The sequence below is a fragment of the Psychromonas ingrahamii 37 genome (genome assembly GCF_000015285.1).
Taxonomy (GTDB): Bacteria; Pseudomonadota; Gammaproteobacteria; order Enterobacterales; family Psychromonadaceae; genus Psychromonas; species Psychromonas ingrahamii.
Genome location: NC_008709.1, coordinates 510,532 through 536,373, shown reverse-complemented (window position 1 = coordinate 536,373; position 25,842 = coordinate 510,532). Strand labels below are relative to the sequence as shown.

The following is a 25,842-nucleotide window of genomic DNA, read 5'->3' as shown; positions in this document are numbered from 1 at the left end:
AAAGCCAATTTGAATAGGTAAGATAAATATGAAATTAAAATTTTTTAATCTTCAAATAGACAAAGCATTAACGATATCAATGCTTGTAACAACTATCTTTCTTTCTGCCTGCGGAGAATCTAAAGAGGTACAGAAGAGCACCAACAAAGATGCCTACCTTGCACAGGGTCAATCATACCTTGATGCATACCAATTTAAAGCTGCATTTAGTGCTGCCAATGATGCGATTAAAATAGATCCAACCAGTATTGATGGTTATTTGATCATAACAAAGATCAACCAGGAATCAGGGCAACCGCTAGAAAGCGTTAAACTGCTTGAATCTTTTACAGGTATTAAAGATGTTGAATATTATTTTGCACTGCTAGATGCTTATCAACAATCTGGAAAAGTAATCTCGGCTCAAAGCCTAATCGAGCATCAGACAGAAATTTTACAAAATAAACCTCAACATTTGCAGTTTGTAAAAGCGCAACAGTTGCTTTTAAGTAATAATTTACAACAGGCAAAGATAGCCTTTACAGAATCATTAAAAAATCCAGATTATAAAATTAAGAGTATGCTTGCACTTGCAAAAATTGAAGCTGTCTCAGACAATCACAGCGCGGCCCTCACTACGCTTGATGAAATTATAAAATCAGAGCCAAAGAACACCGAAGCGCTCTTCCTTAAAAGTATGATTTACATTAAAACCGGGGATCTTACTAATGCAGAGAAGTCATTATCGGAAGCTTTGTCCGTCCTTCCAACTAGTGATATTTTCACCTATCAACGTATCCAGATTATTCAAAGCTTGGCCAATGTGCTAACACAACAAGGCCGCGGTTCAGAAGCGCTTATATATACACGTATTCTCTCCGAAGAGTTTCCTCTGGCAGAGTCAGTTTCAATGCAGTATACACGTGCGCTTGAACTATTTGAAAATCAACAATTTTCAACTGCTAAAAAGGTATTATTAGAAATATTAGATAATAATCCCGGGCACAAAAAATCAGCCACTTTATTAGCCTTGATTTTCTACAATGAAGGGAATTCTGAAAGTGCAGGAAAATACTTAACAGATATTATCGATCCAGAAATATCCCCGATTAAACTCACTGAGTTGTATATGGCAACTCAATTGCAGCAAAACAAATCAGAGGAAGTCTTAAACTTACTCAAAAACATACCTGAAAAAAACAGAAATGTTGATACCTGGGTACTTTATGCAAATGCGGCAATACAACAAAAAGAGTTTACAAAAGCAAAAATGGCACTTGATAAAGCTAAATTATTAGCACCACAATCAATTCGTCTCGCGTTAACAGAAAATTTTTATTATAACAGTTTACCTGAGCCCCAAGCAGAAAAAGCATTAGCCTCCATTTATGTTGTTTTGTCTTCTCATCCCGAAAATAATACATTGCAAATGTTATATCTTCGTCAACTGCTTACTTTTAAAAAATTCACTGAAGCGGATAAGTATGTTGCCAATTTAAAAAGCATGTATAGCGAAAATACCGATACACAATTAATTGTCGCAAACTACTATATTTATCAAAACAAATCAGGTGAAGCTAGAAAAATAATAGAAAAGATTTTGGCATTGGAAAATAACCATCTCCAAGCACTTTATAGCCTGGTCCAGATCAACAAAATAGAAAAAAAATGGCTATCAACACTAGATAATTACAAACAAATCATAAGCTATTATCCGACGGAAATTACGTCTTACACCGGTATTGTTCGCAGCTTAATAGATCAGCAAAAAGATCCGTTAAAGGCTGCCAACTATCTACCTAAAAATTATGAAGCCAGCCTATTAGCATTAACGCTGGCAACGTTAACCCTGCAGCAAAATAAACTTGACTTGGCAACGGGTTATGCAAAAGAAGCGGGAAATGAACTGCCGCAAAAATATCAAGCAAGCCTTAATCAATTAACCGTACAACTTAATTTATTAAAGGCGAGTAAAGCTTTCGCAGAAAATGATTATCCAAAAGCCAAAGAAATACTAATCGCAGCACTTAAGCAAGAACCCGAAAATATCACGCTGTTAAGCCTACTAACTGATATTGAAATCCGCTCAGAACAATATATTGAAGCGCGAAAAATAACAGATAAGATTGCTAAAATCTTACCAAAGAGCTCTTTAGCAACAAGGTTGTATGCAGGAATATTTGTAGCCCAAGAAAAGCCACAACAAGCAATTAATTTGTTAACGGCTTACTGGCAAAAAACAAAAGATGAACAGGTTGCAGACCAACTGTATCTATTATTGGGAAATAATAATTCAGAAAAAGCGGCGGCTTTTCTTAATGAATGGCAGCAAGCCTTTCCCAAAAGCCTAACAGCAATACGCTACCAAGCAATTTATTTGCAAAATAATGGCAAGAAAGAGCAAGCTCTGCAGGTCTATCAAGCACAACTGAAACAAACACCGAATGATGTTGTCAGCTTAAACAATTCCGCCTGGTTATATTTTGAACAAGGCAATCCTATTGCCATCACCTTAGCTGAGAAAGCCTATAAATTAATGCCTGAAAATGCTGCCATTTTAGATACTTACGGCTGGATTTTATATAAGAATGGAGAACGGCAGCAGGGCAAAAAGTTAATTGAAGAAGCCATGCGATTATCTCCCAATGAGCCAGAAATCAAATCTCACTTGCTGGAAATAAATAATCAATAAATTAAAAATTATTACAACTGGCCTTTATGGTCAGTTGTCGTATTTTCACCTTTTTTTATATAACGCCCAAACAACTGCAGCAAAGAAAGATCATTTATAACAATTTATCTACCCCAACGCCCCTAGTAACAGACAATGCCACCACTTAATTTAAGTGATAAAAATCAACAACTAAAATCTAAAACCACAGATCTTTTAAGTGATTAATTGAAAGCATTAATAATGATATGTCGGTAAAATTTACAACTTTTTTTGTGAAAAACAATGGATTTTTTTATAAAAAAATAAACAACAAAAAACAACAAAAAAAATCTTAAAAAATACAAAAAAAAACATTAAAAAAAACATTAAAAAAAACAACAGCTTGAGATTTACTGAAATAATAAAATCTTTAATCACAAATATAAACCTAAAGAGCACACTTAAACACTGCCAATCTGGCTCATTAAAAACAACGATTCATGGATAAACTATCAAAGGACACTGTTGAATAATTTTACACATTGAATACCAGAGATCTTTCCCAAACAACAAAAAAACATAACCGTCTGATATTAAAGTTTTTTTAAGCTTGGCACGCTGTATGCATTATCTAGCATATGGAATCATCCATATATATTAAGGAGTATTAAAATGAAAAAAGCTATCTCGTTATTAACCACTTCGTTGGTTCTTTTACTCGCAACCAGCACAGCCTCTGCAATACCGATTAATGGTATAATTAGTCTTGCCGGAAACGCCGCTACCACTTATAATTCATCAACAACCGAAATAAAGGCAGTTGATTTCGATAGTTCATACGTAGGTATCGCTAATGGTGACTTTGCTGCAAACGGGGTTACAGTTCTCGATATGTCAGTTTCTGCTTTTGGTTCTAATGTAATCATAAATGATATTGCTGATCCAATTACTTTACCAATATCCCCTTTATGGTTAGTAGAAGGGTTTACATTTAATCTTGAAAATATCATTAGTAATACAGTTGCTTCAGGTGGAGCAATCATTAACGGTAACGGTACTATGTCACACGCTGGTTATGACGATACTTTGTTTACTTGGGTATTTACCACTCAAGTAGGTAGTGATAAGACAACATTCTCTGCTAGATCTGTTCCTGCGCCGGCTGGTGCAGCGTTGTTAGGTTTGGGCTTACTCGGTTTTGGTTTCGCCCGTCGTAACAAAAAAGCATCATAAAACCTATTGAGTTAAATCATAGGTTACCCATAAGCCCAAGAATAATAATCTTGGGCTTTTTTTATATATAAAAAACCTTCAATCTAAAGCTGGTCTACACTTATCCCGTTATATGAAATACGCCATCATTATCTATTTACCTGCTTAAATCGGAATAAATCAATGAAAAATAACCAGATCCAGTTGCTGCTCAGCTTAGATTATGAGATTTTTTTCGGTAAAAATTGTGGTAGCGTTGAAAAGTGTATTTTTGATCCGACCCAACAATTATTAACGCTACTCAATAAATATGACTATAAGGTTAGTTTATTTGTTGATGCGGGGTTTCTGGTTAAACTAAAAAAGTATGCCGTTGATTTCCCTGTTTTAGAGCAGCAATACGCTGCCATTAAAAAGCAATTACAAGCACTCTCATCACAAGGGCATGATATACAACTGCATATTCACCCGCACTGGGAGGATAGCTACTATGATGGCAATGCCTGGGTTATTAATACTGGCCGTTATCGCCTGCATGATTTTAGCCCGCAGGAAATTGATGACATAGTAACAAGTTATAAACAAGAGCTCGAATCATGCAGTGAACAAAGTATATTCGCTTTTCGAGCTGGCGGCTGGTGTTTACAGCCCTTTGATAAAATCAAACAGGCACTGCAGAATAATAACATTTGGTTAGACAGCACCGTTTTTGCACAGGGACACTCCGATGATCCAACACGCTGGTTTGAGTTTAATCAGATACCTGCTAAAGCATATTGGCACTTTGATAATGATCCTCTAACGGCACAGCAAGACGGGTACTTTACGGAGATCCCTATCAGCGCAACTAAAACCTCACCTCTGTTTTTTTGGAAGCTTGCGCTGCGCAAAAAACTTTCCAGTCATCTATTTACCCCCTTTGGCGATGGGCAGGCGATGCTGGCCAGTCGAAGTTATTATATTGAACGTTTAACGAGAACAACCTACGGGCCAGTTATGCTGGATAGTTCAAAAGCGGGGCAGCTGGAAAAAGCATTTAAAGAGCATCTAAAACTCGCAGATAAAAACAGCATTTTTAATGTAATGGGGCATCCAAAAAGTTTATCTCCCTACTCACTTATAAAATTAGAAGATTTTATAAGAAAACATAAAGAGTTAATTTCTATCACCTATCAAGACCTTAAGCATCTTAAAAATGCATAAATATAAGTGATTTTTTAGTCACTTTAGATTTATCCGACAATAGAGCATCATGATATGGATGATCAAGAAAATAACATTATGAACTTAACCTAATGCAAAATATTGGTTTCTCGTAAATTCTTCCTGCTGCTAAAGACTATTTTTCCAACAAGCAACGCTATTATCAACTTATCTATCTGGGCCGATCGCAGAATGATGATTATAGAAAATTACTTAGCACCATGGAAATCGATGCCAGCATAAGCGGTAAAGGGGCATTCAGGCACAATTTCCCCACAGAACGTCTCCCCCATAGTGCAAAAAACAAGCAACCAAACTAAAAAACATTTAAAACGAAGAAGGCAGCAGAACTAAGCATTTTAGATTATTTTGCTTATTACAACAGTAAGCGCCTATATTCAGTTAATGTGAGTTTATTACCGATTCAATATGAGAATAAAGCTGCCAAGAAAGTGTTCGGTTTTTATCGGTCATTACATGGATCAATAGAAGTACCACCAGCAATGATTACCGATAATAAAAACTAAGTTCGATTAATTTATAGCTTGTTGGAAAGTTTGGGATCTCATTGCGCACAGAATCTAAAGGTTAAGTATCAAATATGGGTAGAAAGGTCCAGATATGGACAGAAGATAATTATTAAAAAGGAATTTACTGATCGGTAGAAACAAAAAATCCCTGCATAAGCAAGGAATTAAAGTATGGTGCCCGAGGCCGGACTTGAACCGGCACTTCTTTCGAAAACGGATTTTGAATCCCAAAAACATGGTTACATCCACTAGTTTAGAACACTTATCTTACTGTTTCAATTAAACTTGGTGTTTTTTGGTTGTCTTGGGTTTAGGCAGGTTTACGCCAAATTTACGCCAAAAAATAAAACTATTTAATCGTCTCAACGATCAATGATAGATTTGGATTTTATACACACTTTAACGTCAGTATTATATTAGAGTTGGCATCCTCACTAGATTGCTCGCTTCACGGAATAAGTGGGCTTGAAGAGTTTATAAAAATCGCACACGACTCTCGAAAAGAATTAAAGCTCATCTAATAGCGTACATTATAATAGCTTAAATTTTCACAGTCTAAGACGTGTCGGAGTACAAAGGCTTAGAAATTGTTACCATTTATCTGTTGAGATTAGTTCATTTATTTACGCTCGCTTCTCCAAATAACGAACAAAATAAAAGTTCTTACCGGTAAAATCGATTTGAATGATCATGCTCTTCTTGAAGGATTTAGCTAAGGCGCTTTCACCCCCAAAACTGTATATGGACTCATCGTATTTTACAATATTACTGTGACAGTGTTTGTATCAGTTGTTCTGCAAAACGTACAGCAGCCACGGGTAATGTACGGCCTTTTTTCTGAATAAGGTACATACTGCCGACTGCCATATCGGCCTTTGATATCGGCCGCGCAGTGAGTCTCAACTCTTCCACAATTTGCGGCAATCCAATTTCTATCTGAAAGGTGATGCAACTCTCGTTGATCGCATAATTACGCAGAAACTCAAAGCTGTCCGATTCCACTGCGGCATACATATCTAGCATGGATCTATTGGCTTTAAAATCCAAAATATGACGCACGCCGTACTCGCTTGTGGGAAGAGCTAATGGATAAGCCATACATTCACTTAATTTAAGTTCACTTATTCCAGCTGATGGATGACCACTTGGCATAATGGCGTATAGCTGTTGTTCTTTACATATAAGAATCTGCAGCTCATTCATGTAGACTGGTTCAAATACCATGGCTAAATCTACACTATTGTCTAATAGTGTAGATTCTGCAGCCTTTCTATCCCTTAAATAAAGACTAAAAGTCACCGCAGGATGTTGGTGCCGAAAACGTGCGATTTGTTTAGGAAAAAAGACGTAAGCAGTGCCTGACTACATGCGATATTTACATGCCCTCGCCTTACACCGCTAAGATCTGATATTTGACTTTTAACACGTTCAAGATCAGCAAGTTGTCTTTGGACATGATGTAAGAATAACTCTCCTGCAGCAGAAAGTCGTAGACCACTGGCTTGACGCTCAAATATTTTTTCACCTAGTTCATCTTCCATGCTAAGAATACGTCGGTTAAGTGCTGTTGAAGTGATCGAAAGTTGGTCTGCAGGCTTACGAATTGAACCTCCCTTAGCGACTACCTGAAAATAATTAAAATCCATAAGTTGCTTCATTTATATTCTTCCATTAGTAAAAGTTTGGATAATTGCTCCATTGAACACTTATCCATGTGATGCAAAATATGCACCACGTAACTGCAAAACCAACAGCATACAGCATCGCAATTAATTGGTTAACTAGTCATATTGTTTATTACCGGATAGTAATTATGTTAACTAACCTTCCTTTTACTATCGATGCTTTGCACGAGGTCTGTCGTCAAGGAGTCAGTCCTGATGAAGTGATCCAAGAATCACTAGCGCGTCTTACGAATATCGCAGACGAAGGTATTTATTTCTATGTTGCCAGCAGTTCGCAGTTGTCGAAAGCTATCACAGACCTTGGTCCCTTTGATCTTGAGCTAAAACCGTTATGGGGAATTCCGTTTGCTGTCAAAGATAATATTGATGCAGCGAATATGCCAACGACTGCCGCCTGTTATGAGTTTCATTATATTACGAAGCAAGATGCTTATGTGGTTTCTCTATTGAAACTGGCAGGGGCAATAGTCATTGGTAAAACCAATCTTGATCAATTTGCAACTGGCTTAGTGGGCTTAAGAACACCTTATCCCGCACCTAAAAATGCGATTGATTCAAAACTGGTACCCGATAGATCTAGTTTGCGTTCAGCATTGGCAGTGGCACATGGGGAGGTCTACTTTTCGCTTGGAACTGATACTGCCGGTTCGGGGCGTATAACTTCAGCACTCAATAATATTGTGGGTCTCAAACCGACGCTTGGTAGTATCTCTAGCCGAGGAGTGATTCCCACCTGTCGTTCACTCGATACAGTATCGATATTAGCGCTAACGGTTGAAGATGCTTCACTAGTGTATGCCTGTTGTCGAAGCTACGATAAAAAAGATCCCTTTTCTAAACCCTATCACGGTGATGCTAAGCAGAATATGCCCACTGATTTTACCGTTGCGGTACCCGATTCAACCAGCCTGATTCTGGATGAACCCGCTCAAAAGAAAGCTTATGAGCAAGCCCTTAACTGCTGGCGACAAAAAAGAGCAAAGCTGGTTGAAATTGACTTTAACCCATTCTATGAGGTGCCTAAGTTATTATATGAAGGCCTCTGGGTTGCAGAAAGACTAGCGGCATTAGAGCATTTTATTGCAAAGCATCAGAGTGCGCTATATTCGATAACTCATGTGATCATTGAATCTGCGCACAAGTTCTCCGCTAGTGATGCATTTAATGCCCGCTATCACTTGCAGGCACTTCCCTGGAAAACAACCTCAATATTAACAAAGATCGACGTAATCGGTGTTCCGCCGATGCCAGGACTAGTTTACAAAAGTGACATTGGGTCCAACGCTATAGGCCCAAATAGTCGTCTCGGAACTTACACTAACTTGCTCGATGATGATCATAAAAAATATCATTAGGTAATCTAAAACTTTTTTAATCTTTCTAGCTTATAGGATCCATACAGATGAAATCAAATAAGAATGCAGATATGCAAGAACCAAAAAACAAAGTGTCCCCCATCTTTCATCTGATTGAAGCGGGCCCGAAACCAGTAGCACCATTTAGCCATGCAGTTGAAGTGGGTGAAACTATCTTTGTCACAGGGCAAATGCCTGATACGCCAACAAATCCAGGTGTACTTCCTGAAGGGGTTGAGGCACAAACGGACAATGTAATGAATAATCTCAACATCATATTAAAGGCGCTTGATTTAGGATTGGAGAATATTGTGTCAGTGCGCGTATTTTTGAAGGAGTTTAAACGAGACTATCAAGCCTTTAATGATACTTATCGAAGCTATTTTCCAGAGCATCGCCTGCCAGCACGAACCTGTATTGGTACGACAGGCTTGGCTTATGATGCTCTTGTAGAAATTGATTTGATTGCGTGTCGTTAATGGGTTTGAATTTTTACTGTAAGAAAACATAGAGGAATTAATTATGATATTAAACAAAATCTTAAAAATCACTGGGGGAGCATTCATATTGTCATGTTCGACTCTATTTAGTTTTTCATCTCAGGCTGCTTCATTAGAGGAAATCCAAGCTAAAGGTGTGATGGTTGTGGCGACAGAAGATAGCTATAAGCCATTTGAATACGTAGAAAACGGGACACCCAAAGGGCTTAATCATGCGTTGCTAGCTCTGTTGCGTGCAAAAGCGCCATTCGAAATTAAGCAGCAGATTATTCCCTGGACAGGCCTTTTAGCAGGGCTGTCCACCGGTAAATATGATGTCGCTTTAACGGCAGCAGTAGTGACACCAACGCGTTTACAAAGTTTAGACTTTACCATGCCGATTGCAGAAGCCACTCAATACTATGTGATTCGTGCAGATGAAGAGCGCATCAAGGTGGTCAGTGATTTAGATGAGCTGACTGTGGGCGTTCAGACTGGCGGCGCCTCTTACGCCGCCTTAAGTGAACTGGAAAATAAACTCGCAATAAGTGGCGGTAAGTTGGGGAACACTATTCAGTATACATCCTTGCCAGATGCATACCAAGACTTGGTATTGGGGCGTTTAGACTATGTAATTAACGGTGTCGTCAACCTAACGAGCCTTACTCAGGAAAAACCGGATCTGTTCAAGATCGGGCAAGCTGTTGGTGTGCCTGCTTATGCGGCGTGGGCCGTGGACAAAGGCAATAAAGATTTGCTCAATTATTTAAATTCTTTTATGGCTGAAATCAGGAAAAATGGGCAACTGTACCAATTGCAAAAAAAGTGGCTAGGACGTTCTTTTGAGGGAATGCCGACATCGACGATTAATTAATTCTAATTCTGTCGTCAGTAATTCATTGATAAAAAGGGTTCCACTATGGATTGGTCTGCATGGTTGACTTTAATTGGGGGAGCAGGGGTAACTGTTTCCCTATCTCTAGCCGCTATACTATTAAGCCTACCGCTAGGACTGCTTTTTGGTGTTTTCCGCTGGCAGAAGATCGCAGTACTTAATGGTTTATTGGCTGTATATGTCACGTTAATCAGGTCAACCCCTTTTGTGACTTTGGCCCTGTTTGTTTTCTTTGGTCTACCTGAAATTGGCATTGATATGAATCCTATCCCAGCAGCAATCTTAGTACTCACGCTGAATTTGACTGCATTCAGCAGTGAAATATGGCGAGCCGCTTTGGATAATTTCTCTTCAGAGCAGCTTGAAGCTGCAGAAGCTTATGGTATGAGTCGTATTAAAACCTTTTGGCTGATTATTTTCCCCCAATTATGGCGGGCCAACCTTGGCCCCTTAACCAGCGAGATCACTATTCTTATAAAGGGAACACCAGCCGTTGCGGTTATCGGTGTTGTGGAAATTACTCGTGCAGCAAGTCGTATTGGTGCACAAACCTATGACCCTTTACCCCCCTTCCTTATGGCAATGATTCTTTATACCTTGTTTGTTGTCATAATCGTAAAAAGTCAGCGTTTACTTGAGAAAAAAATGACGAAAAAGTACAAAGGAGGTAAATAATGGACCAGTGGCAGATTATTTGGGAAGCTCGAGAGCTGATTTCTTCTGGACTAATGAATACCTTGTATCTGGTTCTGATTAGCATGGCTCTGAGCATCCCTCTGGGAGCTTTAGCCGCAATCGTAGTCATTGAATCTCCCGGATGGCGTAAAATTTTCCAAGAATTTTTTGACCTACTACGTTGCGTGCCATTTTTATTGCTAGCCTATGTGATGTACTACGGTTTACCTTCTTTGGGAGTGCGCCTGAGCCCTTGGGAATCAGGGATTGTTACACTGGTTCTGTATAATATGGCTTACTTCGTAGAAATATTCGTCACGGCTTATAAAGCTATCAGTCGTGCCGACGTAGAAGCAGCGGATGCCTATGGTTTTTCGTCATTGCAAAAATACAGGCACGTTATTTTTCCTCAAATTGTGCTGATATCAGCTCCATTGGTTGGCAATCAGATCATTACAGCAATGCGCGACAGTGCCCTGCTTATGATTATTACTGTTCAGGAACTCACTTTCGCTGCGAATTTTATTAGTGTTAATCACTTTATCCCCTTTCTACCTTTTGTTGTCGCTGTTGCGCTTTATACGCTGATAACTTTAGTGGTTGAGAGGGGGGTTGCAAGTATATCTAATGTAAGGAAACGTTGTTATGGATGATCAATCTATTGTCATTTCGGTAAAAAACCTCAATAAAGACTTCGACGGCGTAGAAGTGCTCAGGGATATCAATATTGATATCCTCTCGGGTACGACAACCTGCATTCTTGGTCCTAGTGGTTCGGGAAAATCAACATTTTTACGCTGTTTAAACTGGTTGGAACATCCCAGCAGTGGAGAAATAAGGATTGACGGTGTAGTCATTGGCCAAAGTAGCAAAAAAGCTAATGGGAAGAGGGCAAGTAGTCGAGCGCTAAATAAAGTGAGAACTAATATCTGTATGGTGTTTCAGCATTTTGCTCTTTGGCCTCATTTAACGGTATTAGAAAATGTAACGATAGCACCGATCAATGTGTTGGGACGCTCTAAGATTGAGGCAGAGCAGATGGGAAAAACACTATTAAAACGTGTGGGCTTAGAAGATAAGCTCCACGTCTACCCCCATACACTTTCTGGGGGGCAAAAACAACGAGTAGCGATTAGCCGAGCCTTGGCGATGGAGCCAAAAGTACTGCTATTTGATGAGCCAACCAGCGCCTTGGATCCTGAAATGGTGAACGAGGTATTGAGTGTAATGCGAGAGCTGGCTAAAGACGGTATGACGATGGTTGTGGTAACACATGAGATGAATTTTGCCAGTGATGTGGCTGATAGCATAGTATTTATGGATAGAGGGTTGATCCGAGAGGTTTCTCCTCCTGAGGTCTTCTTTAATAATCCACAGACTGAGCGTGCGCGTCAGTTCATTGCGCCTGGCTGCCATACTCCATAAAATATTTCTCGGAATTTCTGTAAATAGAAGTGTGCTCTATATTATGAGGAGCGTTCGATTTACAGATGTTATCCCGCACGTATCCATTTGGTTGGTCATTGTTTTTCCTCAAAGGGGTTTCTCCTCCTGAAATAATCAAATACTTAACTCAAAAAAATAAGGTAAAATGGCCGCTACTATTCACGCTTTAAGGCTCGAAGCATCAATAAAGAACAAATCATGACTATAAAAAACGCTTATATCTTAAATCCGCCAGTAAACTTCTTCACACCCACTCAACAACTGCACTCGTGAAAATAGAATGTGCACTAGACCCTATGGATGAATTAGCACAAGGCTATATGCAAGTCTATTTAGAGCGTGTTAATTCAAAGCCTGACTGACCTCTGAGCAAATTAGCACTTATATGTCTCCCGTAGATAATTTATTTTGGCCTGGAATATCACTACATAAGTTAGCGAGCGAACAGCTTTCAGACTTCGACCTCCAAGTCACAAATCCATTGACCTAGCAAACACGAAGTGCCTTATCTAAAGTTTTTCAGTTATCTAAAGAAGCACAGTCTGCACTGAGAGTAAATGATGTTGAATCTATCAATATAATAACAAGACAGTTAGAAAAAATATTGGTTGAAACAGATCCGACACTTATGCCCTTCACTCCTTATAGTAGAACATCCCAAACAGCGTAGAATATTCGAATATATTCCTCAATTTTTTCTTATTTAAAAAAAGAGGATAGATTTATAATCGTTTGTTTTAATTCTTCGCTAGTAAACTCATAGAATAAGATCTCTTTTTCAATAGCACGTTGCGTCGATGGACTTCTAGCTAATGCAATAGTAAACAACGATTCCACTTGTTTTTTTGCCTCAATTCTCTGTGTCGAACTCCACGCTATCAAAGCTGATGCTGCTTCATATTGCCCCATATTCGCCAAGGTATTCAATGCTACATTTTGTACGCTACTTGAGGAACTATCTGAGATATAAGTGGTTATATGAGGGACAAGAGACTCTTTATTTATACTGTGCATTGCTTGATTAATCACTGCACTTTTATTTTTTAAAGGGCTATCAACATAGCTAATTAAGTAGTCAACTTGTTCTATTTCTGCATCTTCGGCAATCGCTACTGCCAGCTCATTTAGAAAAGGATTTTCATCATTAACTTGGGTAAAGGTTTGTTGAATTAAAGAATTATAATTATTATTATTATTACGGGCTAATCTCGAAATAGAACTTCTGACCGAATAAATAGCATTAGATCCTGACCAATCATCTTGCCTAACAACATTAAAAAAAAGTTCACTTGCTCGAGGAGAATCAACGGCAGCCAATAAGCTTAAAGCATATTCAATTAATCGATCATCACTTTTATTCCCCTTGTTAGTACTCTCTAATTTTTCCATAATAAACAGATAAACTTGCTCATTGTTGGTTTTTCGTAAGTAATCCAACAATTCTCTCTCCGCCGTGACATCTACCACCTGATTATTTATAGCATTGTATAAATTATCATCAATAATCTGCAATGCTTGCTTTTGTGAAATCAATATTGACTCGGCTTCTTTTGGTGCACTTTTAAATGCTGAATCTTCAACCTCTTCTTCTACAGGTGATAAAGGTATACTTTGCTCTTGGCTCTTTGCAATGTCCAAATCAGCAGACGCCGCTTTTACCTTCATCGCAAGTTGCTCAGCTGGCAAAGTGCTTGACGCATTGGACCAGGTACCTATCACTGCACCTATTAATACGATAAATACAGCTATTGCAAAATATTTCATTCTTTTAATCCCCAGCCTAATGTTGGATATAAGCCTTCAAAAAGCCAATCAATATCTGTCACTTGTGACGTTTCTTCCGTATGTAATATATTACTAGTTTTATTAACTCCTTCTTTGGTAACGACCAGTCCTTTATTTTCCAGCAGCAAACTTAGCTTTTGGCTATACACTGGCACTATACCGTCACCAATAAATGATGCTCTAGTTTGACCATTCTCAATATATGTTAACGTATCTGGGTGTGGATGATCACCTACACCACTGTGATAGTCATATAAATCATAGTCAAACAAAAACTTTACATCTTCCCCTAGAAGCCCAAATTCAGTACCTTCATACACTAAAGCTCCTGTGGTTAAATTCATCATGCCTGATAGGTTTTCATTTAAATTTTTTATTGATGATGAATCTGGAGATAAGAAGTCAATACCAGGTGCTTGCAAATCCATTTGATAGTCTTTCGAATAGTTATACAAAAAGAAGGTCCTTGTACCATAAAGCATTTCAACCATTTCCCAATTATCTTCACACTTGCTCCCATCTTGACGATATGTGTTTTTTGGCACACAATTTTCTGCCATATAAGCGTAAAATCGCCCTAACGGTGAGCCTTGATGAGGTGTTCCTGTGGTTGCAAAACCTTTCACAAGTGATTTATTAACATCTTGCTGATTTTGTAAATAAGCACGCGCGGCTAAACCACCTCGACTATGGCCGAAGATAAAAATCTCAGTATCTTGCCCTAAGTGCTCAACTATACGCTTAATTGCGCCTTTGACTTCGTAGCCCAAGCCCTCAAAAGTCGTATAATCGCCATTACAGCCAGAAATAGGAATACAGCGTTTATTATCCAGTCCTGCTGCAGAAAAATTCGATCCTCTATCAAAAGATCCAAACTCTAAATTGAAACAACTAATGCCATCTTGATTTGTTTCCACTGTGGATAACGGAATATTATCTACAGTTAATATTTGACACTTACCATTAAAAAAACTGTCATCATCAATCATATCCTTCCACGTACCAGGATCAGAGGCTAATCCATGCAGTAACAGCATTGCTTTATTCTTTTTGACCTCTTCAGTAATCACAGATAATTTAAAATTTGAATCTTCCCGGGCAAACAGCGCGATATAGTAAACGCCACCTTCAGTCACGCGCTCTATACATTTTTCTGCTTGTGTGTTACTTAAATTAGAACGGCATTGATAATCAAATTTAGTCGGAATTTTATTCTGCTGTACATATAAATCCACATCTCCAGATAAATATTCTAAACTAATATTAAGCATTATTTCGGCAGGTGAGTTAACGACAAAATATTGCCACTTGTTCTGAAAAATATCATCTGAAATTGTACCCGGTATGGTTAAATCACCTGGATTCTGAGCTGTATAAAATTCTGCTAAAAGAGGATTTTCATCTTCATCATTGAGAATACCATCACCATCGATGTCGTTATCACTATTGTCTCCCACGTTATCGTCATCTAAATCTACCCATTCCATTGAATCATAAGGGAATTTATCCTGTGTATTTAATGTGTTATCACCATCGATGTCAGTATCATCTGGATCGGCAATATCATCTTTATCCGTATCACTCGCGAAATTTCCTGCGGTATCCCTAACCACTCGTTGATTATTACCTTGTTTTCGAATTGTCATGTACTCAGTAAGATCATCAAGGATGACTTGAGGGTCCTTAATTAAGTTTGGTATGTCTGATCTTGATTCCGGCATTAAAGATAAACGAACTAAATCAGCGGCTAAAGTAGTCTGTTCAATATTACCTGAAGCAATAAAGTCCTCATGTAGATTCTGAGAACTTAAATTCAACTGCAATCTTAGCTGCGATGCACTACTTTTTTTATCTTCTTGGTTTCTACTTTTTAAATAGACAAGCGTCGTAATAGGAGTAATAACCTGCTCCCCTTCAGGGGAAGCTAAAATATAATCATTTTCGACAAAACCATTTAAACTCTCATCAAATGTTTTTCCTGCTTCAGCAAACACTAAAACACTATATTTTTTTGGATCTATATCCGATGATAAAGTGAATATCCCTTTACCATTTTCTTGAGTGGTTGTAGTCGGTTCATCGGCATCTTGTTTACCATCATTATTTAAATCTAACCAAGCACTGGCAAACTTTAAATAACCATCGATGACAGTAATTGAATATGACTTTGTAGTCGGTTGGAGCTGCTCTGTACTTTTTTCACTATCATCAGGTGAATCACCTCCACCACAAGCAAACAATGTACTTAAAGAAAATAATAAAAATATAAAACGTAGATAGTTTTTACTCGGCATCCTTACCTCAAAAAATTGATTACTTTAAATATCCCCAGCCTAGGGAGACGTACTGTGAAAAACTTCAGCTAACAATCTTTTATAGGTAGATTGATTTACATACAAATACTTAGCTGACTATTTTGTGATTTTGCCGTGACCTTACTCTAGTGTCACGCTAATTGAAAATCATCTTATGACATAAGCACCAATTTCTGTAGAAAGGCAGAAAACACCTTATATTTCTGGTGCAATAATAATTATGAGTGGCATAAATCACCTCGTCTGACCCTCAGTAAAGTTAGTGGCTAATTAAGGATGTTTATAAGCAAACGGGAAATGCCCTATTTAGCAATACTACGGATAAAATATCCGACACCAGCCCCCTACTTACAAAGGCTCCCGCCCCTTTAGGCGTAAACGTGGCGTAAAACGACTTAATAACATCGAAATATTAGACTAAAAGAGAGTAATTACGGAGGCTGATATTGATTTGAAACGATGTCATTTTTAGCGAAAAATAAATCGCTTTATAGTGGATACAGTGATTTTTATGCGTTTGATATATGCCGACGACTACTTCGTAAATAGCTTTTTAAATAACGCTATGATTAGTTCATTGCCAGTCACTTATTTTCAAACTCCGCATCAACCTGGAAGGACCATTAGGATCGATTTCATTGAGAAGGAACTTCGATTTTATTCTCTTTGGGGATGATTTTAGCGTGAGCTATTAACGCTCACTGGCGGGAAAAATCGAGCATGTAAATTTTCACCCGCTGAGGCGCTATGGGGCACAAACCGAGCTAGAAATTATTACTGATTTACTCTAAATTAGTGGTCAAAATAATTTAGCCATAACACTAGATTGCTCAATAAAATCAGAAGTTAACTTTGAGTCTTTGTAAATTATCCATACTAAAAAGGCGAAAGATATGATCGATTGGTATTACTCTAGAAATGACATCGCTGCTGATATTCTCGAAAGAGATAAAATAATTGCTCTAATAAAGACACGGTTGAATGCGACTGTACCTTTTCTGCATCAAGATCTCGTTAATGTATGTGAAAGGAGAAATATCACCCCTGTAATTTTATCATTATTCCCAGAGCAATCGCTAACAACTATTTTTACACATAAAATATGGATGATGTTTAAAAACGACCCGCAACTCATCAATGAATTCACAGGCCAGCAACCAAATTTTAGAAGGAGAAAACTTCATCAGGAGATAAAAAATATAGATAAAAGTGGAAATATGCCCGATATTGGTCTGTACGATGCATATCAACTGATTAAGTTATCAAAAATAAAAATAACCCTTATTTTAGATAGGATTGATAGTGCTATATTTCAAAAACGAAAGAGTGTGATATCACTCTTTTCCGACCTTCAAAATATTCGTGATAACACTCTAAACGCTCAGATAATATTTGCTGTAGAGGAGGATGTTAATTCAGCATTTATAAAGGAAAAACAAGTGACGACTATAGAACTTCGAAGTGTAGAGCCTGATACATTGGTCAATCATGCGCTAGATACTGCATCTCAAGTCAGTCCGCATTTTAAAATATCTAAAGATGAGGCAATGAATTTTTTTTTGAAATCAGACTCTGCCGAAAACTATATTGAAAAGCTACAAAAAATGGTCCTCCACCAAAATTCAGATTTTAAAAAAGATAGTATACAGGGAGATGCATACTCCCCCTTCAATTAGAGGGTTATCACGGTATATAAATTTATTATAGGATCCTTTGTACCTTGGCTTTCTAAGGCGCAAAGGGGCACATAGCGCCTTAGAGTTTTTGCTCTATTAATCTGTTTATACTACCCCATTTACGATCGTTTTCTTCCAAAAGCAAAATCAAAGTCCCTTGCCTGCAAAGTCGATTTGAATGTTCATGTACTGCTTGAACGATTTCGCTAAGGTGCTTTCGTCTCCATAACGGCTTACAAACCTACAAATTTGTAGCCAACTAAAAAGCAAGACGCGATCCTATTCACACTTAGGGAATTTGACCATTTTTATTGCATATTAAATGAACACTTGATGCAGATGCTTAATAGTTTAGCTTATTGAAAATAAAACATTAATTTTTTTCAGTTTGCATTTATAGAGATCTTTATAAATAAAAATGCATCATTTCCCTAATATAGAAAGTCAATTTACGATCAATTATATATGCAATCTAGCTGTTTTTATGCTTGTTAAGGTCTAATCTTTGATAATCAATAAAATTTTAAATAGGTATTAGTTAGAATGCACACTAATACACTAATACGCTGCTAGCGTGTCAACACTGGACGATACTAGAGCGTCAACAGTATATTGTATCTCTATAAAAGGAAGTGAATGAATGATATATACAAATTCTCAGGCTACGACAGTCGCTATTTCAACAGGTGATCACAAGAAAGCTGCGCTTTATTTCGACAAGTTAGTACCGACACATTCGAGTGGTGACGTTCCCAATATCCTTAGAGAGCCCGTTCACTTCGCAGACTACAAACTATCTGAATTGTTTAGTGCAACGTCAGCAGTAGATATTGAGGAGGATCGCTCAAGTGAGGTTCAAACTGCTACCATTAGGCACGTTTGGAGGGAGGCGCCAATGAGCGTTCGATATTCTAAAGATTACCTGGAGAATGTCTTTGCAAATGTTGTAAAATCTAGTCAAGAAGCGTGGGCAGATAGTAAATTTGTTACGTCGCTAGTGCTGAGGAACGGGATGGTTGATAAGGGCCACTTTCTCATTCCTACCTTTGATGATGACACGAGAGAACAGTCTTTCGCAAGGCTCGGTAATGATGAAGTCGTACAACTGACTCTCAGCAACCTAGACTTAATCGATACGAGTAAATTGGAATGGCCGCAAATACTAGAACTAAAAAGTGATAGTGACTCAGACAAAAAATTGCGAAATCTTCTCCTTTTCCTGTACAAGAACTATAGCAATAAGTCGGTAGATTTCATCAGAGACGACTTGCTGCGACAGATTGATGAATACCAACAGGTCTGCAAGAAGCACGGTTTTAAACTTGTCACGAGTACTTTATCCACTTTATTGAGCTCTAAGTCACTGCTCGCAACGACTGGTCTAAGTACTTTAGCTTTACTGTCCGGCTTGCCACTACAGGCATTAACTCCTGTTGCGATCTCCGCAGCTGGCTTGGAGATTGGTAAGATTGCAATTAACTATGTCGAGAAGAAACGTGATCTCATAGACTACAAAGAAACTCACCCTCTGTCGTATATCTTGCAATTGCCGCTACGCGACACCTTGGTATCGGCAAGATGATCATAATCGAGGTCTTGTCTTTTTCCTAAAATAGCAAAACGCAAGCCAGATCCTAAGGGCAGCACATAATATCTAATAGATTCAACCATTGAAATCATTAATTATTATTGTTAACTCGTCATTTTTTTCACAAAGATACTTCGTACATGCTTTTATAACATTGGTTTCATCACTAATACTCTTCCCTAATTTTTCCATGCCTAAAGGGAACTCGGTATGAAAATGCCAGAGTTTATTCGCGTATTTTATAGCACGTATTCTCCTTTCGTAAGGCTGTACGGTTGAATATATACTAGTAAGTATTGTCATTACCGCACTTAGGTAAAATACAACATTAATGATTTCACTTTCCTTAGTGAAATCACTTTCTAAATTCCCGCTTGAAAGGACTGTAACAAAAGCAGATAAAATAGGCACACCCCATGCCAATATCCTGTGAAGCCAATGATAAATAGCTGACCTTCGACGTGTTAGCATTATATGATATGCAACCCGATTATTGATCTCTAGGCTTTGCGTGAATAAAACCGGATTATTTTTTATTATTGGTGGCAGATTAATGCGTGTGTATTTATTATCTATTTTGTTATTCATTTATTTATTCCTTTTCGCCTAACGTCCCAATATCCTAATGCGTCTGGTGATTTTTCTTGTTCGAGTTATTATGTTTGATTGCCTGAGAAGGTCTAGAAATGAACTTGCTCCGCAACCAATATTATCAATTTATGAGATTATAGTTTCGACTTCTGAATTTTTCCATTTAGTATTATGTAAAGTTTTGTTAGCTTTGTTTGGTAACTGACGATTTTTTATTCATTAATATCTGCTATTGGTTGAACATGAATTGGGGTGTTTCTTTTGCCAATTAGATCAGAAAAATGACTAAGAAAATTCTCTTATTTTTGTTTACTCACAATGAATTTTAGGGTCAGGTCTGGTCTAAATAGCACTGTATTAAGCTATATTTAGGTGATTATTGGGCAGGAATTTTGTGAAAATTTGGAAAGAGCAGCCAGACAAAAAAATTGTATAATGGACTCACCACAAACCTATACAGCAGATCTTCGCTGCATAAGTTTTTTTTAGCACCGAATCCCGACGTTCGCTTTTTCCCGAAATCGAACATAGTCATGGCTAAGTGAATTGGGGCATTTATTTTTAGTTTTATAAGTCGCTAAGGGGGCGAAAGCGACTTAGCGAAATCTTTCAAGCAGTGCATGAAGGTTCAAATCGACTTGCTGTAAGGAGCTTTTATTTTGCTCGCTACTGGGAGAAATACGTGCGTCAACGGGGTCATCTCAATAAATAATTAGTTCAAAATTCTAAGTCGCTTTTATGCCCCAAAGCCCTGAAAATAGATTTTATAAGGGAACGTAACAGGATAGCTGTTGGTTATAGTGATGCTTGCCGTGTCAGGATGCTTGCCGACTCTAATTTTTAGCCATTAGTGATTCAGCATACCGTCACTGCCCATCGCCAAAATCTCATCATATATTTTACTGAGTGGGGTTTCGCTGCCGCCCGATTCACGACTTAATTTATCAGCTTCCAATTGTGCCTTGCGGGTTAGCACAATACTTCTTTCTGTATCAGCTTTCGTTTTTTCCAGGCCAACCAATGAGATCTCTAATGACTCGATACGCGCGACTTTGACGTTAGCGTTAGTTTGAAACTTGTCATAGGTGTTATTCAAACTAATCTTCTGTTCAACCGTTATATCACCATTTAGATCTGCTTCGGTTTGTTTAATGGCAACCATTAAATTTGATAGCTGCATACGTATTAAACAAAGCTCATCGCGTAGTGATGCCATTGAAGCGGAAGAATACCGCAGCGCATCTTCATCCGTGGTAATAAATTCACTGTAATGACCAAATGTGCGCGCATTTTGATTCCCCAGCGACAAAACTCGTTTCTTTGAGGCCGACCTTTTCTCTGAGTCATTGTGCATAACTTCATCTTCATGAATTTCTTTAACTGATTGAATTTGTTTATTATCTGTATTTGGAAGGTCAGGTTTCCGAGGATTTTCAGTCTGTTCAGCACTGCGCACTTTACGCACTGATGGCTGCGCAACGTGCGCACTTGGTTTTATATGTCGACGTGCTGTCGCGTAATTCAATTTTTTCTTTTCGCACCAGGCTTTTACTGAGATCTCAGTGCGTAAATTTTCTTTTATAAATTGCTGATTTAAGACGTCCCAATCTGTCGCCATGAGCCTTCCTCCTTATTTTTACTCATATTAGTTCGTTTTTACTGGTTATCAAAGCAGGTTTGTTAAAATAATTGATGACTATTGTCTTACGTGACTAATAGCGATAACGCTATAACACTATGATATGTAATCAGTTAAAGTAATGGGGGTTTAATTACGGTCGCGCCGGGATAGCATCATTTATTATGTCATTTAGTGCAGAAAACTCAGCGGCTAACCAGACATGGTAAACGGTTAGCGCTTCGCTCTTAGCCTCTACTGCATCGGTATGTATATAAGCGGCAGTCACCTTGGTTAGTTTATGATTTAACAATAGCTCTGCTATCAGGAAATCGATTTTTAAATCAACCCACGTGGTGCGTGCGAACTTACGCAGTTGATGGCTGGTCCAGTTATTGAGACTGACCTCTTGTATCAGTTCATTGGCTGCATAGGCTGAAATAGCACTACGGCCTTTGGGTGCTGGGAATACAAACACGCCGGTATAGCCGTTCTGTTCCTGCCAGTTTCTATAATCAGTAAGGATTTTTTTAACTAATGGAGTGATAGGCAGATTTAATTCTGTGCGGGTTTTAGTGATCGGGCCGGGTATTGACCAAAGATCCGTTTTAAAACAGATATCACTCCATTTTGTTTGCCTTGTTTCACCTAGTCGCGTGCCATGCAGTAGCATAATTGCAACTAAGGCGCGGGCGGGAACACTGGCAGCTTGTGCATCAATAAAGAGCTTTGCGACCTGGTAATATTTAAGTCCCGGACGCTCGGCGGTTTTACCTACCTTAATAAAATCACTAAACTCGAACGATGATATGGGATCAGGCTTAATCAGAACTAGCTTTACCGCTTGAGCAACGGACTGCTTTAAAATAATCCAAATGTTTTTCGCCGTGGTCATTGCGTATTTTTGCTGTATCGGCTGAAAGAAATGTTTATCTAATGCAGCGTAAGTGATCTGATTTAGCGGTAATTCGTCAATTAAGGGTAATAGATGCCGGGTGATCGCCCAACGTATAGTCGTTTTACGCTGTTTTGTGATTTGGCTGTTCTGTTCAGTACGTGCCAAATACCATTTTAAAAGCTGTCCAAGGGTTTGAAATTCACTTTCTGGCTCCGCAGTATCAGCAATTAAATTGCGGCTTAAATTAGCTAAAATATCTTTTAATTTAATGTTCGGATAGCTGCCGATTTTTTCATGTTTTGATTTGCCATGAGTCGATCTAACTAAATACCAGCTGCCCTTACTTCTGCATTTATGCAAGCGCAAACGAAGCGGATAACGCGCATCACGGAACTCGTTAAATGCAATGTCTTGCTCTGCAGACTTTAACGCCGCAGCAGAAAACTTTATCACTTTAGTTGTCATTCTAAGCCCTTAAAATGCTGCAAACAGAGCTTAATTATACCTTTTTTTTATAACTAATTGTAGTTGGTTGTATGATTTTAAATCGTTACTGGCAAATGAAATGCGTAAACAATGGTATCGATTTCCTTATGCCTAATAGCACCACTTCTGCTAAGTTAATGAATGTCATGTCATCTTGTCATTGTGATAGAAAGCCTTATATAACAATGCATTGAAAGGACTATTCCCATGACAACATCTGATTTTACGTCACTCGTTTTTTTAATGACATTAAGTTAATCATTAATGACGTAACGCAAAATAATGTCACTTAGGTAACCCATTGGTTTCACTTCTTTTAACTAACCAATGACATCATGACATTAACATCTTAACCTTTGATATTTTAATAATAGAATGTAAAAAAGGCCTACTCAAAGGCCTTTTAAAACGGGTTACTTACAACTAGGACAACCTTCGCTACAACAAGTGGGGAATAAATAGTACCTTCCCTGGCCGGTTCTTCCTTTTTTAATAAGACCCTCTTTAACGAGCTGAGTTAATGCTTTACCTACCCATTTAATTTGAGCGGTATTAACTCCCAAGTAGTTACATATCTCAGTCGCTGTCATTTTAGCTTCAGCGCCTTTTGCCCTGGCAATATGATCGCTGAGCATTTCATACCAGTTCCCTTTATCAGTATATTTATCTGCCACTTTTGCAGCTAAGCTAAGCTCATCTTTACTTAACATCCAACCATAATTAGCCTCATACATTGCTTTTATTTCTAGCCAAAACTGTAAAAGCAACTCAGGATGAACCTGCTTCGAGCCGTTGTTATACTCATAACCAAGTAAGCTGTTTGTAGCGTCGATATCCACAGCACCGGTTAACTCAATGACAGCATATCGGCTACTTCCGGTTTCATCTTTGAGGAAGTCAGTTTTATTCACTGTGGCAATAAAATGCGTCTGTCTTGGTTTTTTAATATCACCTCGAGCATAAGGAGGCCTAATAGTGTCAATTGGCTTGGTAATAAAAGCCTTCAGGCTTCCTTGACTATTTTTACTGGTCCGCTCTAACTCGCCTAATTCAACAATCCATGACTTTATACAGGAGAGCACACTGTCTTTATTATCAGGATTGAGCTCAGCTCCTTCTAAAAAGGCCCCTTCGATAATGTTAGCAATTCGGCTAATGAACGCTGTTTTCATATAGGATTGATCGCCCTGTAATACCGGCACCAATTTACTTGAAAATGTTTTCTCATATAGAGATGCGACGCATCCGACAAGCCACTTTTTCATAATGGCAATGGCAAATTCCGGGTCTTTGGCATTGAGACAGGCTAATACCAGTTCAACTCGTTCATTGCCATCCCATTGCCCTGCATTGAGTAATTCAGCAATAGGGTGATAACTATTTTTCTCCGCCAGTGCAACTAAATGATCATCAATGGCCACTTTGGGTAAGGCGATGATCGCCGCATTAGTAATGAGACAACTTCTAGCCGCCTCCACAGATGGAAAAGCTTTCCCCTTTACACTTAGCTCAGGCTCATAGGTCATCTTATTGATTGCCGCTTTAATGCCAGTATAGTCAAGCAACACGGAAAGGTTTGGGCCGGTATTGAGTAAATATTTCTCCCTCTTATTGTTTAACTTAAAATGAGGGAATCGATCAATTAATGTTTCATTTTCCAATTCACCGTCGATATTTGAGGGCTGATTAGGTTCAGGTAAATGTCTCATTTCAAGTCCCCCATCACAACTTGAATTTGCTTCTGTTGTTGATCATTCAAATACAGCTTTAGGTTGTGCTTATTATGTTCAGGAAAAGCGCTAGATAAGGCTTTTACCGCCCTCTTCGCATCACCATTAAATTCACGCACAACAATAAACTCAAAAATATCGAGGCACTTTCCTGTCGCACAAGGATCACTAGCGTGGTGAGAGTAATAGCGGAGTTGGCCATCATTCCCTTTAAGTAAATGCACGCCTGCCATTTTGCTTTTTGACTCTGGAGGCAAGTAACTGCGACCTTGTTGTTTATAGCCATACTGTGCAAGCACGTAATCCCATGTATAGGACTGGTTCACCAAATCAATGATAGACACTTGCCCTGCTATTAATGACTCGCAGTATTGCGGTAATACCTTTTTCTTTTTAACTTCAACAACTGGCGCATAATCAGTCATTAAAATATTGTTAAAAGTCACGGCTTGCTCGAGCAGTAACGATCCATTAACCTGTAAAGCGTTTCCCTCCGAGATATAGCTGTCGTAAATAACACCCGGGAATAAGCTGGGCAGATACATGATTTGCTGCGGCCTTGTTGAACAGTCATCGGCAGAAAAAAAATGACACAGATATTTTTCCAGCAAAGACCAAATATCAAATGATAATGCCGCAACTAACTCTATGTAGATACGGTAGCGATGGCTGCAACCATCTTGCATGTGACTAGCAGTTGTATGGACGATATATGACTTAATATCCACTTGGTCCAATAAGTCTTTGATCGCAGCGATATCAAATGGGCTGTCATCTAAATCTAAGCGAAGTAAGGTGAAATTATTGTGCAGCATAACCGTCTGCTTAGTTTTATCTGTTGCATCATGAGCAGCAATAACTGCACAGCGGGCTTTTATCTCTTTTAAAGAAAAAGAGGATGCCTGTGGAGGGTTCTTAATTAAGCCAGTCAACTCAGCCCAATCTAAGTAATTAAAATTATTTGTCATTGTAACTAATGATGCATAAAGAAATTTCAACATAAATGTTGTATCCTATAGGCACTGGTAGTTTGAACTTTGGCG

The 25,842-nt window shown here is 38.4% G+C and carries 20 protein-coding genes and 1 pseudogene; 12 read left to right on the top strand and 9 right to left on the bottom strand.

Translation table 11 applies throughout. The features are described 5' to 3' along the window. Positions 1–28 precede the first annotated feature (28 nt). From PING_RS02240 to PING_RS21725, 4 genes and pseudogenes are all read left to right on the top strand, one after another. Positions 29–2,671: a tetratricopeptide repeat protein gene (locus PING_RS02240; RefSeq protein ID WP_011768842.1), complete on the top strand. Its 2,643-nt coding sequence runs from the start codon at positions 29–31 to the stop codon at positions 2,669–2,671. Between the two features lie 633 nt (positions 2,672–3,304). Then, positions 3,305–3,865, top strand: coding sequence for a PEP-CTERM sorting domain-containing protein (locus PING_RS02235; protein WP_011768841.1), 561 nt, complete (start codon positions 3,305–3,307; stop codon positions 3,863–3,865). Between the two features lie 162 nt (positions 3,866–4,027). After that, positions 4,028–5,047, top strand: a complete 1,020-nt coding sequence (locus PING_RS02230) for a polysaccharide deacetylase family protein (protein ID WP_011768840.1) — start codon at positions 4,028–4,030, stop codon at positions 5,045–5,047. Positions 5,048–5,382: 335 nt separating this feature from the next. Next, positions 5,383–5,574 (top strand): annotated as a pseudogene (locus tag PING_RS21725) (hypothetical protein); the annotation flags it as partial. Between the two features lie 768 nt (positions 5,575–6,342). On the opposite strand, the gene PING_RS20845 reads toward PING_RS21725, so the two are convergent. Further along, on the bottom strand, positions 6,343–6,876 hold the full coding sequence (locus tag PING_RS20845; RefSeq protein WP_011768839.1) for a LysR substrate-binding domain-containing protein: 534 nt from the start codon (positions 6,874–6,876) through the stop codon (positions 6,343–6,345). Beyond that, entirely contained in the window at positions 6,873–7,235 is a 363-nt protein-coding gene (locus PING_RS20840) for a LysR family transcriptional regulator (protein ID WP_011768838.1), read from the bottom strand. Before PING_RS20840 ends, PING_RS20845 begins: the two co-directional genes overlap by 4 nt. 155 nt (positions 7,236–7,390) lie before the next feature. Here PING_RS20840 and PING_RS02220 point away from each other — a divergent pair, with 155 nt between their 5' ends. The 6 genes from PING_RS02220 to PING_RS02195 are packed head-to-tail and all read left to right on the top strand — an operon-like array spanning position 7,391 to position 12,091. Continuing rightward, positions 7,391–8,617 carry an amidase family protein gene (locus PING_RS02220; protein WP_049752937.1) on the top strand — a complete coding sequence of 409 codons (1,227 nt, stop codon included), beginning with the start codon at positions 7,391–7,393 and terminating at the stop codon, positions 8,615–8,617. A gap of 47 nt (positions 8,618–8,664) precedes the next feature. Further along, the gene (locus PING_RS02215; protein WP_011768836.1) at positions 8,665–9,096 is read left to right on the top strand and encodes a RidA family protein; all 432 of its coding nucleotides are present in this window, start codon (positions 8,665–8,667) and stop codon (positions 9,094–9,096) included. Between the two features lie 43 nt (positions 9,097–9,139). After that, complete coding sequence (locus PING_RS02210) at positions 9,140–9,970, top strand: transporter substrate-binding domain-containing protein (RefSeq protein WP_011768835.1); 831 nt, start codon at positions 9,140–9,142, stop codon at positions 9,968–9,970. A 45-nt stretch (positions 9,971–10,015) separates the two neighbouring features. Continuing rightward, entirely contained in the window at positions 10,016–10,666 is a 651-nt protein-coding gene (locus PING_RS02205; protein ID WP_011768834.1) for an amino acid ABC transporter permease, read from the top strand. Further along, positions 10,666–11,319, top strand: coding sequence for an amino acid ABC transporter permease (locus tag PING_RS02200; RefSeq protein WP_011768833.1), 654 nt, complete (start codon positions 10,666–10,668; stop codon positions 11,317–11,319). Before PING_RS02205 ends, PING_RS02200 begins: the two co-directional genes overlap by 1 nt. Continuing rightward, positions 11,312–12,091: an amino acid ABC transporter ATP-binding protein gene (locus PING_RS02195; RefSeq protein ID WP_011768832.1), complete on the top strand. Its 780-nt coding sequence runs from the start codon at positions 11,312–11,314 to the stop codon at positions 12,089–12,091. The genes PING_RS02200 and PING_RS02195 overlap by 8 nt, the downstream gene beginning before the upstream one ends. 720 nt (positions 12,092–12,811) lie before the next feature. Here the strand turns inward: PING_RS02195 and PING_RS02190 are convergent. Next, positions 12,812–13,876: a hypothetical protein gene (locus PING_RS02190; RefSeq protein ID WP_011768831.1), complete on the bottom strand. Its 1,065-nt coding sequence runs from the start codon at positions 13,874–13,876 to the stop codon at positions 12,812–12,814. Then, complete coding sequence (locus tag PING_RS19310; RefSeq protein WP_011768830.1) at positions 13,873–16,191, bottom strand: PGAP1-like alpha/beta domain-containing protein; 2,319 nt, start codon at positions 16,189–16,191, stop codon at positions 13,873–13,875. Before PING_RS19310 ends, PING_RS02190 begins: the two co-directional genes overlap by 4 nt. 914 nt (positions 16,192–17,105) lie before the next feature. On the opposite strand from PING_RS19310, the gene PING_RS02180 reads away from it, so the two are divergent. Further along, positions 17,106–17,888: a hypothetical protein gene (locus PING_RS02180; RefSeq protein ID WP_011768829.1), complete on the top strand. Its 783-nt coding sequence runs from the start codon at positions 17,106–17,108 to the stop codon at positions 17,886–17,888. Between the two features lie 640 nt (positions 17,889–18,528). Beyond that, positions 18,529–19,470, top strand: a complete 942-nt coding sequence (locus tag PING_RS02175; protein WP_011768828.1) for a hypothetical protein — start codon at positions 18,529–18,531, stop codon at positions 19,468–19,470. 81 nt (positions 19,471–19,551) lie between these two features. On the opposite strand, the gene PING_RS02170 is transcribed toward PING_RS02175, so the two are convergent. The 5 genes from PING_RS02170 to PING_RS02150 form a co-directional block, all read right to left on the bottom strand. Then, a complete protein-coding gene (locus tag PING_RS02170; RefSeq protein ID WP_011768827.1) occupies positions 19,552–20,064 on the bottom strand; it encodes a hypothetical protein in 513 nt (170 codons plus the stop codon). Positions 20,065–20,914: 850 nt separating this feature from the next. Beyond that, positions 20,915–21,685: a hypothetical protein gene (locus PING_RS02165; RefSeq protein WP_011768826.1), complete on the bottom strand. Its 771-nt coding sequence runs from the start codon at positions 21,683–21,685 to the stop codon at positions 20,915–20,917. Positions 21,686–21,839: 154 nt separating this feature from the next. Continuing rightward, positions 21,840–23,048: a tyrosine-type recombinase/integrase gene (locus PING_RS02160; RefSeq protein ID WP_011768825.1), complete on the bottom strand. Its 1,209-nt coding sequence runs from the start codon at positions 23,046–23,048 to the stop codon at positions 21,840–21,842. Positions 23,049–23,482: 434 nt separating this feature from the next. Next, positions 23,483–24,778, bottom strand: a complete 1,296-nt coding sequence (locus PING_RS02155) for a VapE domain-containing protein (protein ID WP_011768824.1) — start codon at positions 24,776–24,778, stop codon at positions 23,483–23,485. Further along, entirely contained in the window at positions 24,775–25,800 is a 1,026-nt protein-coding gene (locus tag PING_RS02150; protein WP_011768823.1) for a hypothetical protein, read from the bottom strand. The genes PING_RS02155 and PING_RS02150 overlap by 4 nt, the downstream gene beginning before the upstream one ends. Positions 25,801–25,842: the final 42 nt, after the last annotated feature.